Consider the following 14,555-nt stretch of genomic DNA (forward strand, 5'->3'; position numbering starts at 1 on the left):
GGGAGCACCCGGTGGCATTCGTACGCGCCCCGAATGACCCCGCACCCAAACAGCAGCCTTAGAAAGTCAGCCCCCCGGCCTCTGCGCCTGCTCGCATTTCACCTGGATCAGCTCGCGCTGGTCCAGCGTCGCGCCAATCCGAACGGCGCTCAGGCACCCGCCCCACACGCAGCCCGTATCGGTAGACAACAGGTCAGGCCGCGAAATCCAGCCCAGCGTCGACCAGTGGCCGAACGCGACAGTCGCTTGCGCCGTCTTGCGCCCCGGCACGTCGAACCACGGCATGAAGCCCTCCGGTGCCGTCGCCGCACTGTCCTTGGCCTCGAACTCCATCGTCCCCGTGGGCGTGCAGAAACGCAGCCGCGTCAGCGCGTTCACGATCGCGCGCAGCCGGGCGTTGCCCGTCAGCGTGTCGCGCCACTCCGCAGGTTCGTTGCCGTACATCGTGAGCAAAAAGTCGCCCAGCTGCGGCCCGCTCAATACCGATTCGACCTCCGCCGCCAGCACCAGCGTGTCGCCCACCGTCCACTGCGGCAACACCCCCGCATGCACCATCAGCAGGTCGCCGGACTGCTTGCCCTGGCCGATCCGCATGTGCAGCGCCATGTGCTGCCGGCGCAGCCATTCGAGCATCGCCTCGCCGTCCGGCGCGGCCAGCAGGTCGGCCAGCGTGTCTTTGCGGCCCGCCTTGCGCGCGCCGTGCGCCACCCCCAGCAGGTGCAGGTCGTGGTTGCCCAGCAGGCTGCGCGCCGAGGCGCCGTAACCCTTCACGCGGCGCAGCACTGCGGCCGAGTCCGGGCCCCGGTTCACGAGGTCGCCCAGCAGCACGATGGTGTCGCGGCTGGGAGAGAAATCGATCTCTTCGAGCAGCCGCTGCAGGGCAGGGTCGCAGCCCTGGACGTCGCCGATCAAGTAAAGTGACATTCCCTCATTCTCTCCCCCCGTTCATGGATGTTTTCCTGCTGGCCTTGCTGACCACGCTCAATGCGGCGTTCGCAATGTCCGAAATGGCCCTTTCCACCAGTCGGCGCGCGCGCCTCGCGGCCCTGGCCGAAACGGGGGACACCGGCGCCGAAGCCGCGCTGAAGTTGATGGAATCGCCCACGCAATTCCTCTCGACGGTGCAGATCGGCATCACCTCCATCGGCATGCTGAGCGGCATCGTCGGCGAAGCCGCCTTCGCCGCGCCGCTCGCCGTGTGGATGGAAAGCGTCGGCATGGGTGCCGGCACCGCCAGCATCGTGTCGACCGCGGTGGTGGTGACCTGCATCACCTTCTTCACCATCATCTTCGGCGAGCTGGTGCCCAAGCGCATCGGCCAGCTGTACCCCGAGCCGGTGGCGCGCTTCGTGTCGCGCCCCATGCGCGGGCTGGCCAAGGCGGCCAAGCCCTTCGTCTGGCTGCTGGCGGGCGCCACCGCCACCACGCTGAAGCTGCTGCGCATCGATGCCAACGCCGCCCGCTCGGTCACCGAGGAAGAAATCTCGGCCAGCCTCGAAGAAGGCGTGGACGCCGGCGTCATCGAGCAGCACGAGCACCAGATGGTGCGCAATGTGTTTCACCTTGATGACAGGCGCCTGTCGTCCTTGATGATTCCGCGCGCCGACATCGAATGGCTCGACGCCTCCAACACCGTGGCGCAGGCGCTGCAGAAGGTGGCCGACGCGGCCGCGCTCAACCTCGTGCATTCGTGGTACCCCGTGTGCCGCAATTCGCTGGACGACGTGGTCGGCGTGATCAGCGTGGCGCACCTGCTGCGCCTGGGTTCCGCGCACGCCGGCGTGCTGGGCCAGGAAGCCACGCCCGCCGTGTTCGTACCTGAAACGCTCACCGGCATGGAGCTGCTCGAGCAGTTCCGCGCCCGCGCCGGCCGGCTGGTGTTCGTGGTCGACGAATACGGCGTGGTGCAGGGCCTCATGACCCCGCGCGACCTGCTCGAAGCCATTACCGGCGAGCTGCAGCCCGGCATGCAGACCGATGCCTGGGCGCGCCAGCGGCCCGACGGCGTGTGGGAGCTCGACGGCCTGATGCCGGTGTCGGAGCTGCGCGCGCGGCTCGGCATCCGCGAGCTGCCCGACGAAGAGCGTGGGCGCTACAACACGGTGGCCGGCCTGCTGATGTCGGTCTCGGGCCACCTGCCCGAGGTGGGCGAGCACATCGACTGCGCGGGCTGGTGCTTCGAAATTGTCGCGCTCGAGGGCCGCCGCATCGATCGCGTGCTGGCCTCGCCCGACCCGGCGGTGCGCGAAGGCGACTAGGCAGGGCCACGCATGCTGTCGCTGCTCGCACTGAGCTGCCCCCAATGCTCCGCGCCGCTGCCGCGCGCCGCGCGCTGGCGCACCGTCAATTGCAGCTACTGCGGCGCCACCATCACGCGCGGCGAGGAAACCGTCGAGCGCGAGAGCTTTCGCGCCGCGCTGCGCCGGGCCAATGCGGCCGTCGCGGGTGGCCGCGTCCTCACGTGGCGCGAAGCGCGCTACCGCGTGCTGGCCCCGTTGGCCACCGGCGAGCACAGCGAAGTGCTGCTGGCCGAGCGGCTCGGCGCGCTGCCCGAGCGCGTCACCATCAAGCTGGCGCGCGATTCGGCCGCCAACGACGTGCTGGCGCGCGAAGCCGCCGTGCTGCAGGCCCTGCAGGCGCTGTCGGTGTCAGGCGCGGCCTATTTCACGCGCCGGCTGCCGCAGCCGCTGGGCACCGGCGTGGCCGAAGGCCTTGGCGATGGCGCGCGCCAGGCGCTGGTGCTGCGCCACCCCACTGGCTTCTGGGGCAGCCTGCAAGACGTGCAGCAGGCCAACCCGCAAGGTATCGATGCGCGCCATGCCGTCTGGATCTGGCGCCGCATGCTCGAGGTGCTGGCCTTCGTGCACGGCGCCGGCTGGGCGCACCGCGACCTGTCGCCCGCGCATGCGCTGGTGCATCCGCGCGACCACGGCGTGCTGGTCATCGGCTGGTCGCGCGCACGGCAGGCCGGCAGCGGATCGGCGCATGCGGCCGACGCGGCGCGCGACCTCATGCAAAGCGCCTGGACCGTGCGCGCGCTGCTGCACGGCAGCGGTGGCGACGTGGCCGGCGAGCCGGGCCTGGGCGCGCACACACCCGCACCGCTGGCCGCCTTGCTGCGCCAGTGCAGCGAAGACGCCGCAGCCTGCCAGCGCCTGGGCGCGCAGGGCATCGAGCAATCGCTTTCCGCCGCGTCGCGCGAAGCTTTCGGTGCACCGCAGTTCGTTCATTTCGATCCCGCGCCGCGCATCGGCGGCGCCTGACTTTTTTCAAGGGAGCAACCCATGGGCTACGGAAACTACTCGCATGCCGCTCACACGGCGCTGATTGCCGACCGAGCCGCCAAGCCCGGCTCCGAGGTGTTCACGCAGAGCGCCACGCATGCACTGATGGACCCCAAGGGGCTCAAGGTGCGCGAATCGCGCGACAACGCCGACCACCCCAATTCGCTGGGCATCGTGTTCGCGCTCGACGTCACCGGCTCCATGGGCGACATTCCGCAGACCCTGGCGCGCCGCGAGCTGCCCACCTTCATGAAGCTGCTGACCGACTGCGGCGTGGCGGACCCGCAGCTCATGTTCATGGCCATCGGCGACGCCACCTCCGACCGCGCGCCGTTGCAGGTCGGCCAGTTCGAGTCGACTGCCAACCTCATGGACCAGTGGCTTACCTGGAGCTACCTCGAAGGCGGTGGCGGAGGCAGCGGCGAAGAAAGCTACGAGCTGGCCTTCTACGTCATGGCGCAGCACACCGACATGGACTGCTGGGTCAAGCGCAAGAAGCGCGGCTACCTGTTCGTGACCGGCGACGAGCTGCCGTACCCGGCCGTGTCGCGCCACCAGATCGAAGGCCTCATCGGCGAGAAGCTCGACGAAGACATTCCCATCGAGGAAGTCATTGCCGCGGCGGCCGAAACCACGAACCTGTTCTTCCTGATTCCCGACGCGCAACGCCGCCGCCGCTGCGAGCCGCGCTGGCGCGAGCTGCTGGGTGATCACGTCATCTGCATGGATTCGCCCGACGACGCCTGTGCCGTGGCGGCCGGCATCGTCGCGCTGACCGAGAAGGCCGTGCCCAACCTCGACGGCCTGGCCGGCGTGATGCGCGCTACGGGCATGGCGAAGGAGCGCGTGGGCGGCGTGCTGCACGCGCTCGACGGCTATGCCGCGCTGCTCGACCCCACGGCACCGCGCCGTGCGCCGCCGGCCGTGGCCACCGCCGCTGCCTCGGGTGCGCGCTCTTCGTGGTGGAAGCGGCTCTTCGGTTGACCGACGCCGCTGTGTGACGACCCCTGCGGCCACGCGCTACGTTTCGTTGCTCGGCCTCGGTTTCGGGGATTGCGGCAAGGGCCTGTACACCGACCACCTGTGCGGCGCGTGGCGGGCCCACACCGTGGTGCGCTTCAACGGCGGCGCGCAGGCCGGCCACAACGTGGTGCTGTCCGATGGCCGGCACCACACCTTCTCGCAGTTCGGCGCCGGCAGTTTTCATGCGGGCGTGGCGACGGTGCTCGCGAGCCCGGTGGTGGTGCACCCGACCGCGTTGCGCATCGAAGAAGAGGCGCTGCGGCGCGTGGGTGTTCACGATGCGTTTTCGCGGCTGTGGGTCGATGCGCGCTGCCGCGTGACGACACCGTTTCACCAGGCCGCCGGCCGCTTGCGCGAATGGGCGCGCGGCGCGCGGGCGCATGGCAGTTGCGGTGTCGGCGTGGGCGAGACGGTGCGGCAGGCGCTGGCCGCGCCGGCCGATGCCTTGCACTACGGCGACCTGGCGAACCCCGCGCGCGCGCTTGAAAAATTGCAGGCCTCGCGCGTCTCGCTGCGCCGCGAGTTCGCGGAAACCGGGGTGCTGCCGTTGCATGCGGAGGCGGCGCGGGAACTGGCCATGCTCGAAGACGAGTCGCTCGCCGCGCGCTGGCTGGCGGCCGTGGCACCGTGCCTGCGGCAGTCACCGCCCGCCAGCGTGGACGCCATCGGCCAGCGGCTCGCGCTTTCGGGCACGGTGCTGTTCGAGGGCGCGCAGGGCGTGCTGCTCGACGAATGGCGTGGCTTTCATCCGCACACCACCTGGAGCACCATTTCCACCGCGGCCGTGGAGAGTGTGCTGCGCGATGCGGGCATCGCGGCACCCGTGCAGCACCTGGGCGTGCTGCGCAGCTACCTCACGCGCCACGGCACGGGTCCGTTGCCCACGCACGACCAGGGGCTGGATGCACGCCTGGCCGAGCCGCACAACGCCGACGAAGGCTGGCAGGGCGTGTTCCGCCGCGGTCACCCCGATGCGGTGCTGCTGCGCCATGCGCTCGATGCCGTCGGGCCGCTCGACGGGTTGGTGGCGAGCCACCTCGACGCCATCGAGGGCACGGGCCTGCGCTGGTGCGGCGGCTATCGCCTGGCGGACGGCGCCAGCCTTGCGTCGCTGCCGCGCGGCAAGGCCGCGCACGACCTCGATCATCAACAGGCGTTGACCCATTTGCTGCAAAGCGCGCAGCCGGTCTACGAACCCGGCGCCATCGCCACGCCGCATGCGTGGATCGAACGCGTCGAAGCCCTGAGCGGCCTGCCGGTGCGCCACGGCGCGTTCGGCCCGACACGCGAGACGGTGCGCGCGATGCGCCCCGACGAATTTTCCTGAAAGCCTTTTCTTGTGCCTGCGACCTACAACCTTCCCCTGATCCTCGCGGCGTGCCTCAGCGCCGTGGCCGCGCTGCTGCACGTCTGCATCATCTTCGGCGGCCCCGCCTGGTATCGCTTCTTCGGCGCCGGGGAGCGCATGGCATCGGGCGCGGCGGCCGGCCACTGGTATCCGCCCATCGTCACCTGGCTGATCGCGTGCGTGCTGGGCATCTGGGCCGCGTATGCGCTGTCGGGCGCCGGCGTGTTGCAGCCGCTGCCGTTGCTGGCGTTCGTGCTGCCCGCCATCACCGCGGTCTACCTGGTGCGCGGGCTCGCCGCGCTGGGCATGCTCCTGTTTGCCCGTAGCCGTCTTACCGCCTTCTGGGTCTGGAGTTCGGCCATCTGTCTTGTCTTCGGTCTGGTCCACCTGCTGGGATTGGTCCAGGTCTGGGAGAAGCTCTGAATGCGCGCACCGTCAAGAACATCGCTCTTCGCCGCCGCCAAGGCGTGGGACGCAGCCTCGGTGGCCGCCGCCCTGGCGCAGGCGCCTGAACTGGCCACGGCCACCGACCCGCGGGGCCGCGCCGCGCTGCACCTGGCCTGCAGCGTCAAGCCCGGCAGCAGCCCGCAGCTCATGGAGCCGCACGGCCTGAAGACCGTGGCCGCCTTGCTCGACGCCGGTGCCCCGCTCGAAGGCGAGGTGCCCATGGACGAAGACGAAGGCGACTTCCGCGCGACGCCCCTCTGGTACGCCGTGGCGCGCGGCGAGAACATGCCGCTGGTCGCGGCCCTGCTGAAACGCGGCGCCGACGCCAGCTATTCGCTGTGGGCGGCGGTATGGCGCGACGACGACCAGATGTGCGGCGCGCTGCTCGAGGCCAGGCCCCGGCTCGGCCTGCGCGCCCACGGCGAAACGCCCATCTTCTACGCCGCCAGGCTCCAGCGGCTGAAGACACTGAGCCAGTTGATCGATGCGGGCGCCGACCCTTCCATCGCGGATTTCAGCGATCGCGATGCCGTGGACATCGCGCGCGCCCGGCGGTTGCCGAAGGAGCTCATCGAACGGCTGGAAGCATTGAAGCGAAAAAAGAACGGGCGCGGATGAATGGCGGGGCGCCTTACACGACGCCCGCCCGGGACAACCCCGACACGCCTTTCACCGACGCTTCCAGAATGCGCAGCTGAAACGCGACCTCCCGCAGCTCCTGGGCCAGCGTGACGAACCCCATCTTCCGGGGCTGCTCTTCCACCACCTGCAGCGCAGTCTGGAGCCGGACGTTGGGCTTGACCATGTGCAGCAGCGCGCCCACGGCGGCCGATGCATCGTCGGCCGCGCAGCGAACCGCGTCGAGCGCCTCCTGAAGCTGCACGTCGCGCGCTTTCATGGCTTCCTCGACGGAAATGCCGCGTCGCTGCATGACGCGCGGCTCGTAGGCCGGGAGCCGTTCGATCGCAACGCGCGCAAGCAATCCACCTGATGAATTCTTCATCCGACCTCCATCGTGCTTCAACTTCAACTGGGCGGGTGCGCGTCCAAGACGGCGCACACCGGGCGAGGCCGGATTGTTTGAATGCCGGGGCGCAAGCACCTTTGCAGGCCGGGACAAGACCTTTGCCACGCAGGACCGGGTGTTAAAGTCTTCACACAATCAGAAACAATAATTTCGAGACCCGCCGGCCGCATGCCGAGCCCGCCTTTCTCCTCGCTGCTGGCATGCCGCTACTGCCGACTCCCGACGCGCACGCGCACCTTCTCCTGATCGACGACAACGTCGACGAACTCCGACTGCTGGTCAGTGCCTTGCGCGATGCGGGCCATCGCCTGAGCATCGCCTTCGATCCGATGCAGGGCCTGCGGCGCGCCGCCGCGCTGCAACCCGACCTCATCCTGCTGGACGTGCAGATGAACAGCATGGACGGCTACGCGCTCTGCCGGTTGCTCAAGGCCGATGCCGCCACCGCGGACATTCCCGTGATCTTCGTGACCGCCGCCGCCTCGCTCGACGAGCGCCTGACGGGCCTGCGCGGTGGTGCGGTCGACTACGTCACCAAGCCCTTCGATCCGCCCGAAGTGTTGGCGCGCGTGGCGATCCACCTGGCGTTGACGGCCGGCCGGTCCGTCGACAAGAAGCCACCGCCGCCGGGCACGCCTGTCGACGACGCCGGCGCGCCCGCGCAACGCGCCGACCAGGTGCTGCTGCAAGCGGCCATCGATCTGCTGATGTCCGACCTGGCAAGCCCTGCCACCCTGGCGACCATCGCAGCGCGCCTGGGCACCCACGAGAAACGCCTGTCGCGTGTTTTCCGGGAGCAAAGGGGCGAGACGGTGTTCGGCTTCCTGCGCGAGGCACGGCTCGTGAAGGCACGCCGGCTGCTGGGGCAGTCGCTGCTGGGCATGGAAGACATTGCCGCGGAGACCGGCTTCTCCAGCGGCGCGAACCTTGCCACCGCCTTTCGCCAGCGCTTTGGCACAACGCCCAGTGCCTTCCGGCGCTCGGGTGCGGCCGCGGAAGCCTTGAGTGAAGCGCCGAAGCCATGAGGTGGCCGGTGCGCGCGCTGTGGATGCTGTTCGTCGCGTTCTGCCTGCAGTTCCCGGCGCAGGCCGCGACGCTTCATCTCACAGGCAACGAGCAATGGCCGTTGTCGCTGGACCGCGAGGTCCAGGTGCTGAAAGACGCCACGGGCGCCCTCACGCGCGACGACGTGCTCGCCATTCCCGACAACGCGCCCGAAGGCTTTCGCCCCGGCACGCCCACCGGCATGCGCCCCGGCTTCACCGACGCCGCATTCTGGTTGCGCCTGGACCTGGCCAACGACAGCGGCGCGCGCCAATCGCTGCAGCTGATGCTCAACAGCACCTGGCTGCAGCACGCCGATTTCCACCTGGGAAAAGACAGCCCGCAAGGCATGCGATGGACCGTCCGCAAGAAGGGCGTGGCCCAACCGTATGCACCGGGGCGCCAGCCTTTCGTGGCCATCGACCTGGAGCCGGGCGAGCGGGCACGGGTGCTGGTGCGCGCCCAGACGGCCTCCAACCTGCGCTTCGCGCCTACGCTGTACACCACTGAAAAGCTGCTCGCGTCCGAGCAGTGGCATGCGGTGTTCGACGGACTGCTGATCGGCGGGCTGCTGGTGCTGGGCGTCTACTCCCTCACGACATGGGCGCTGTCGCGCGCGCCGGCCATGGGGTGGCAGGGCCTGGGCTTCGTCATGGTGGCGCTGTACGAGGCCTCGTACCGCGGCTATGCGCGCATCTTTCTCTGGCCCGACTCGCCGCTGTGGAGCTACCGCGCGGCCGGCTCGCTCGGCCCCTTGTGCGCGATCGTGCTGGTGCTCCAGCTGCACGCCATCGTCCGGAATTCGGGCATCCGCCCGCCGGGAATGAAAGTGATCGCCGGCCTGACCGCGTTGCAGGCCTTCGTCGTGGCCGGGGGGTTGATCGGGCCCTACGGGTTCTTTGCGCAGGCTGCGTTGGTGAGCGTGCTGGCCCTGGTGCTGGCGCTGAACGTCAGCGGCTTCATCTACATGCGCCGGGGCGGCGTGCGCGGCAAGCTGGTGTTCGGCATCACGCTCCTCATTGCCGCCGCCATCAGTTTGCGGCTGGCCGAGATTGCATTCCAGCAGCGCTTTGCCGCCAGCTTCGATCCCTATGCGCTCGGATTTCCCGGGATGCTCATGGGCCTTGTCACGCTGTCATGGTGGGGGCACCGGCTCGCGCGGCAGCATGAGGAGTCGCGCGACATGCTGCTGCAGTGGCAGGCGCAGTCGCAGAGAAAGCTGCAGGACGAAGTGCAGCGCAAGACCCGCGCGCTCAACTCGGCGCTGCTGCAGTCCGAAGCGCAGATGCACGACCAGACGCGGTTGATGGCCATCGTGGGCCACGACCTGCGCGCGCCGCTCGCCACCATCCTGGGGCATGTGCGGCTGCTGCGCACCGAGGCGAACGCCGGTTCGCCGACGCTGCTCCAGGCCATCGAACGCAATGCCGGCTACCAGCTGTCGCTCATCGACGACCTGCTCGACTATGCCAAGGGCGAACTGCAGCCGATCGTGCCCGCGCCGCAGCCGGTGGACCTGCCCGCGCTGATCGACGACATCGCCCAGTACGCCGCCACGCTGGCCCTGCGCCAGAACAACCGCTTCACGCTGCGCTGCAACGGCACGCTGCCCGCCGCCGTGCAACTGGACAGCAAGCGCTTTCAGCAGCTGGTGCTGAACCTGCTGTCGAACGCAGCCAAGTTCACGCGCGATGGCGGCATCGAGCTGATCGTCGCGGCAACGCCGCGCGACGCAGGCTGGTCGCTCGAGGTGGAAGTGGCCGACACCGGCATCGGCATCGACGAGGCCGACCAGGCACGCATCTTCGAGATGTTCGAGCGCGCCGACGTGCGGTTCGACGGGCATGGGCTGGGCCTGTTCATTGCGAGGCGCATCGTCGAAAGCATGGGCGGCAAGCTGGAGCTTCGCAGCAGGGCGCACCTGGGCACGCAACTGAAATTCGCGTTGCAGGTCGATGCGGCATCCATCGATGAGGTCGTGCCGCGGATGCATTCCGCCGCGTCGTCGCGCACGCGCGGCGAGCAGGGCGCGGCGCCGGCAGCGGAGCAATCAGGGGCCACGGAAGCGGGAGGCCAACGCCTGGAGCCTCTTGCCGCAGCCGTGCGCGACGAGCTCACGGAATTCGCGCGCGACGGCCGCTGGTCGGACCTGCACGACCGCATCGAGCGCCTCGCCGCCGACGAGCGGCACGCCACGCTGGCCGCACTGCTGCGCGAGGCACTCGAGCGGCTGGACTTCGACCATGTGGCGCGGCTTGCGCAGTCGGCGCGCTAGGGGCTGGCTCAGTTCGCGGCCAGCTGACGCACCATCTGCACTTCGTCGTAAAGCACGCCATCGACACGCAGCGCGCCGGGCGCAACGCCATATGTCTCGAATCCGAACGACCGATAGAGCGCAGTGGCCGATTCATTGCCGGCCGTGACGGAGAGCGTCACCTGCAGAAGGCCGGGCATGCGCTGGGCAAGCGCCAGCGCTTCGGTCAGCAGATGCCTTGCGATGCCCTTGCCCCGGTGCGAGGGCGCGACATACATGGCTCGAATGAAGCCCCGGTGCCTTGCCTTGAGCCCGCTTTCGCGTACCAGGCCGGCCATGCCGACGAGTTGCGCTTCCACGAAGGCGCCGAAGACATGCCGGTCCGGGTTTGGGGCAAGGCGGGTTTCGATCATGCCGATCGGGGTGTCGCGTTCTTCTTCGTAGCTCGAGCCGAACGCCGTGGGGCTTTCCTGAAGCGCGTGCAGCCGAAGGGCCTGATAGGCCGGGGCGTCGGCTGAATCGAGTCGGCGAATTTGCATGGGCTCCTGAAGAATTTGCGGCAAGAAGAGAAGACGGTTGTGCGCTGAAGTCTGCCACGCGGGCTCAGTTGTCCGTGCGTGGCGGCGACGGCGCGCGCAGCCGCCGCAAGCGCACCGTCAACTCCTTCACCAACTGAAGCTCGCCGCGGCGCTGTGCCACTTCGAGCGCGGTTGCAAACGCCGCTTCGGCCTTCGTGTTGTCGCCAAGTCCGAGCGCGATCAGTCCTTGCAGGCGATGCGCCGCGGTGAAGTCCGCATCGAGGGCCACGGCTTTTTCGAGATGCATCAGCGCGGTGGCCGCGTCTTCCCGCCGGTGGTAGGCCAGCGCAAGGCTCATGCGCAGCAGCGCACCGTCGCGGCCTGCGGCGAGCATGCGTTCGAGCGCCTCGGGGGAGGGGCCGGGCACGGCGGAAGCGTTCGTCGGTGTCTTTGGTGAGTTCATGGCATGCGGCCTTCAAGGGCACGGGGGCTTCGCCTCCCGCGCCTGCTTCGTGTTTATTATCAAAGCATACTCTTTGATATTTGGCGCCACAGGCTCCCCGATGAATCTCCCCGCTTCCGTCTGGCTGTTCCAGTCCCTTCACGCACTCGGCATGACGCTGTGGCTTTCGATTGCGGTGCTCAACAACCTGCGCGGATTCGCGGGCTCGGCAGGCGCGGTGGGCGGCACGATGTCGATGGCGCCGCTGCTGGCCGAGCCCGCCATCGACACGCCCTTGCTGTCGCGCAGGTTGCGTTCGCCGGTGCTGCACCGCGCGGCGCTGCTGTTGGTGCTGGCATTGCAGACTGCGGGCGCGCTCGCTTTCTGGATTGGCAGCTACGCGCTCTTCATCAGCGGCGGCATGGCGGCTGCACGCCCGTGGTTCAACCTGGGCCTGAGCGCCTTCGCGGCTTTCCTGTTCGCGATGCACCTGGGTGGCCTGTGGTTCGGCTACTGGATACGGCAAGAGAGCCTGCAGCACACGCACCTTGCGTTGCTGCTGTGGGTGATGGCGGCGTTCTTCCTGTTCAACCACGCGTGGGCCTGAACGAACACCGGACCCTGCTGTCTGGTCTGGCCGGGGTGTTTCGTCCCGTCCTACAAACGCGATGCGGTGTTGCCCCGAGCATTCCGCGCATGAGCAAACTGATCCTTGCATGCGTGAGCGTGGCCGCGTGGTACGCCATGGCCACCGCGACCGCCGAACCTGTGAAGGTGCCCGTCGACAGCGGCGAGAAGGGCACCGTCTACGTTGCGCCCAACGTCAACTCCACCGAGAACTCGGCCTACACCACGGGTGCGACGGTGGGCGTGGAGCGGCCCGACGGCAGCGGCGCCTACATGGGCACCGACACGTCCAGGCCACGCCCCACGTATTCGCTGGGCGCGAGCACCGGAGGCAACGTGTCGCTCAATGGCGGCGTGCAGTCGGATGGAAAAACCAACAACGGCGTGAAGGCCGGCGTGACCATCAAGTACTGACGGCCTGGGCCCCAGCCATCGGCCATCTGCTGGTCAGTTGCGTGGCTTGTGGTGCGTGTGCGCGCCGGCCGTGCCGTGCGCATGCCGTTCACCCGTGGCGTCGAGCGGCACCATGTGCACGTTGCCGTGGCGCACCCCGCGCAGCGCCACCAGCTGTTCGGCGCAAGCCTGCACGGCCGCCGTGGGGCCGCGCAGCACCACGGTCTCCAGGCAATGGTCATGGTCCAGGTGCGTGTGCAGCGTGGTGATCACCAGGTCGTGGTGGTCATGCTGCAGGTCGAGCACGCGCGAGGTCACCGTGCGTTCGTGGTGGTCGTACACGTAGCTCACGTTCGCCACGCACCACGCCGCCTTGCCCTTGCGGGGGGCGGTGTCGAGCGTGGCGCTGCCCAGTGCCGAGCGCAGAAGATCGCGCACGGCCTCCGAGCGGTTGATGTAGCCCTTGTCGGCAATGAGCTGGTCGAATTCCAGCGCAAGCCCGTCGTCCAGCGAAATGGTGAAGCGTTGCATGGTCGGGCTCCTGTTGTCCTTGGAGGCGTGTCAGACGGTGGTGGCGTAGATGATGAACCCGGAATGCTCCGCAACCTTGTCGTAGAGCGTCCGTCCGGCCGTATTGGTCACGTGGGTTTGCCAGTACACGCGGTGCCCGCCCACGCGCTGCACGTGCGCGTACACACCCTCGATCAGTTTCCGCCCAACGCCCTGACCACGTTCTGACTGCAGCGTGAACAGGTCCTGCAGGTAGCAGGTCGGCTCGATGCGCGTGGTGCTGCGGTGAAACAGGTAGTGCGTCAGGCCCACCAGCTGGCCGTCGCGCTCGGCCACCAGTGCGTGCACCGGCTCGTAGGCATCGAAGAAGCGCTGCCAGGTGGCCTGCGTGATGGCCTCGGGTAGCGCGGTCGGGCCTTCCCGTCCGTAGAAGGCGTTGTAGCCGTCCCAGAGGGGTTTCCAGGCTGCGTAGTCTTCAGGTGTCGGGGGGCGAATCAGGAGAGGGGAAGTCATGCGTCTGCTGTCTGCACGTGTTGAAAAACCGTGCGATTGCAACATGACTTGGCTCAGCCCGCGAAGAAATCCTTCAGCGCTTGTTCAGGCAACTGGTGCCGCAACCCGATGGCGACCACGCCCGCGCGCGCACCGTCCGTGGGCCCCGCCGCCTTGCGCAGCGTGCCGTGCCGCCCGGCGAACTGGACCTCCGACCATTCGTCCTCGCCCTGCGCGCCACGTCCCGTGCGCAGCAGGCCCTTGAGCCGCAGCACACCCGGCGGCACGTCGCGCAGCCATGCGCAAATGGCAGCGGCGGGAATGACCGCCTCGGGCTGTGCGCTCCAGGTCTGGAACAGCGCGCCGTGGTCCGGGTCGTGGTCATGGCTGTGATCGTGACCATGGCCGTGGTGCGGGTCACGGCACTCGTGCCCGCAGGCATGGCCCGCCCCCTGAACCGCGGCAGGCAAGGGCAAACCCGACAACAGCGCCAGCGGCACCGTCGACTGCGCGGTCTGTATGCATGGCGTGCCCGGTGCCGTGGCCTCGACCCACGCCCGAGCCGCCGACAGCGCCTCGCCAGAGGCCAGGTCGATCTTGTTGACCACCACCAGGTCGGCCGACCTGACCTGCCGCGCCAGCGTGTCGGCCAGCAGCGGGTCGCGCGACTGCGGCCCCACGGCGCTCGCATCGACCAGCACGATCACCCCTTCCAGGCTCAGCTCGGGCGCAGCCATGCCGATCTGCGCAATGCGCCAGGGATCGGAAACGCCGCTCGCCTCGATGACGACGGCGTCGAAGGGCGTGGCTACCTCGATGACCTGCACGAGCGCGCGCCCGAGGTCGTCGCCGATCTGGCAGCAGACGCACCCATTGGTCAGCGCCACCGTATCGCCATGCGTGGCGGCGATGAGGTCGGCGTCGATATTGAGCGCGCCGAAGTCGTTGACCAGCACAGCCATGCGCAGCCCTTTGGCGTCGCGCAGCCAGCGGTTGAGCAGCGTCGTCTTTCCGGCGCCCAGAAAGCCTCCGATGACTGTGAGGGGCAGTCGCTTCTTCATCTGCTGTTCGGGCTCGACTGTGCGTGCGTTGTCGCGCGATCTTCGGTACGTGAAGCGGGTGCGATGCGTTCGGGGCGCGTGCGAC

Annotated in this window: 17 protein-coding genes; 10 read left to right on the plus strand and 7 right to left on the minus strand. The window is 68.7% G+C overall.

Going from position 1 to position 14,555, the window contains the following annotated elements; genetic code table 11:
- Positions 1–66: 66 nt before the first annotated feature.
- Positions 67–924 (minus strand): symmetrical bis(5'-nucleosyl)-tetraphosphatase, encoded by an 858-nt coding sequence (locus tag DBV14_RS16115; protein WP_124460167.1) that lies wholly within the window; start codon positions 922–924, stop codon positions 67–69.
- Positions 925–947: 23 nt separating this feature from the next.
- Between DBV14_RS16115 and DBV14_RS16120 the strand changes: the two genes are divergently transcribed.
- The 6 genes from DBV14_RS16120 to DBV14_RS16145 are packed head-to-tail and all read left to right on the plus strand — an operon-like array spanning position 948 to position 6,720.
- Entirely contained in the window at positions 948–2,258 is a 1,311-nt protein-coding gene (locus DBV14_RS16120) for a hemolysin family protein (RefSeq protein ID WP_124460168.1), read from the plus strand.
- Positions 2,259–2,270: 12 nt separating this feature from the next.
- Complete coding sequence (locus tag DBV14_RS16125; protein WP_124460169.1) at positions 2,271–3,263, plus strand: serine/threonine-protein kinase; 993 nt, start codon at positions 2,271–2,273, stop codon at positions 3,261–3,263.
- A gap of 21 nt (positions 3,264–3,284) precedes the next feature.
- A complete protein-coding gene (locus tag DBV14_RS16130; protein WP_124460170.1) occupies positions 3,285–4,268 on the plus strand; it encodes a VWA domain-containing protein in 984 nt (327 codons plus the stop codon).
- A 13-nt stretch (positions 4,269–4,281) separates the two neighbouring features.
- Complete coding sequence (locus tag DBV14_RS16135) at positions 4,282–5,634, plus strand: adenylosuccinate synthetase (RefSeq protein WP_260397074.1); 1,353 nt, start codon at positions 4,282–4,284, stop codon at positions 5,632–5,634.
- Between the two features lie 12 nt (positions 5,635–5,646).
- The gene (locus DBV14_RS16140; protein WP_124460172.1) at positions 5,647–6,078 is read left to right on the plus strand and encodes a hypothetical protein; all 432 of its coding nucleotides are present in this window, start codon (positions 5,647–5,649) and stop codon (positions 6,076–6,078) included.
- Positions 6,079–6,720, plus strand: coding sequence for an ankyrin repeat domain-containing protein (locus tag DBV14_RS16145; protein ID WP_124460173.1), 642 nt, complete (start codon positions 6,079–6,081; stop codon positions 6,718–6,720).
- A 13-nt stretch (positions 6,721–6,733) separates the two neighbouring features.
- Here the strand turns inward: DBV14_RS16145 and DBV14_RS16150 are convergent, their stop codons facing one another.
- Complete coding sequence (locus DBV14_RS16150) at positions 6,734–7,105, minus strand: hypothetical protein (RefSeq protein ID WP_124460174.1); 372 nt, start codon at positions 7,103–7,105, stop codon at positions 6,734–6,736.
- A gap of 224 nt (positions 7,106–7,329) precedes the next feature.
- Between DBV14_RS16150 and DBV14_RS16155 the strand changes: the two genes are divergently transcribed.
- Positions 7,330–8,154, plus strand: a complete 825-nt coding sequence (locus tag DBV14_RS16155) for a DNA-binding response regulator (RefSeq protein ID WP_124460175.1) — start codon at positions 7,330–7,332, stop codon at positions 8,152–8,154.
- Complete coding sequence (locus tag DBV14_RS16160; protein ID WP_124460176.1) at positions 8,151–10,448, plus strand: ATP-binding protein; 2,298 nt, start codon at positions 8,151–8,153, stop codon at positions 10,446–10,448. Before DBV14_RS16155 ends, DBV14_RS16160 begins: the two co-directional genes overlap by 4 nt.
- Before the next feature lie 8 nt (positions 10,449–10,456).
- On the opposite strand, the gene DBV14_RS16165 is transcribed toward DBV14_RS16160, so the two are convergent.
- Entirely contained in the window at positions 10,457–10,990 is a 534-nt protein-coding gene (locus tag DBV14_RS16165; RefSeq protein WP_260397075.1) for a GNAT family N-acetyltransferase, read from the minus strand.
- A 40-nt stretch (positions 10,991–11,030) separates the two neighbouring features.
- Positions 11,031–11,408, minus strand: a complete 378-nt coding sequence (locus tag DBV14_RS16170; protein ID WP_124460177.1) for a hypothetical protein — start codon at positions 11,406–11,408, stop codon at positions 11,031–11,033.
- Positions 11,409–11,508: 100 nt separating this feature from the next.
- On the opposite strand from DBV14_RS16170, the gene DBV14_RS16175 reads away from it, so the two are divergent.
- Together DBV14_RS16175 and DBV14_RS16180 are read left to right on the plus strand one after the other, a co-directional pair.
- A complete protein-coding gene (locus DBV14_RS16175) occupies positions 11,509–11,994 on the plus strand; it encodes a DUF2165 family protein (RefSeq protein WP_124460178.1) in 486 nt (161 codons plus the stop codon).
- 89 nt (positions 11,995–12,083) lie between these two features.
- On the plus strand, positions 12,084–12,428 hold the full coding sequence (locus DBV14_RS16180) for a hypothetical protein (RefSeq protein ID WP_124460179.1): 345 nt from the start codon (positions 12,084–12,086) through the stop codon (positions 12,426–12,428).
- 33 nt (positions 12,429–12,461) lie between these two features.
- Here DBV14_RS16180 and nikR read toward each other — a convergent pair whose 3' ends face one another.
- The 3 genes from nikR to DBV14_RS16195 are packed head-to-tail and all read right to left on the minus strand — an operon-like array spanning position 12,462 to position 14,470.
- Entirely contained in the window at positions 12,462–12,938 is a 477-nt protein-coding gene (nikR, locus tag DBV14_RS16185) for a nickel-responsive transcriptional regulator NikR (protein WP_124460180.1), read from the minus strand.
- Between the two features lie 30 nt (positions 12,939–12,968).
- Positions 12,969–13,430, minus strand: a complete 462-nt coding sequence (locus tag DBV14_RS16190) for a GNAT family N-acetyltransferase (protein WP_124460181.1) — start codon at positions 13,428–13,430, stop codon at positions 12,969–12,971.
- Positions 13,431–13,483: 53 nt separating this feature from the next.
- Positions 13,484–14,470: a GTP-binding protein gene (locus tag DBV14_RS16195; RefSeq protein ID WP_124460182.1), complete on the minus strand. Its 987-nt coding sequence runs from the start codon at positions 14,468–14,470 to the stop codon at positions 13,484–13,486.
- Positions 14,471–14,555: the final 85 nt, after the last annotated feature.

It is taken from the genome of Variovorax sp. KBW07, assembly GCF_003852515.1.
GTDB lineage: Bacteria > Pseudomonadota > Gammaproteobacteria > Burkholderiales > Burkholderiaceae_C > Variovorax.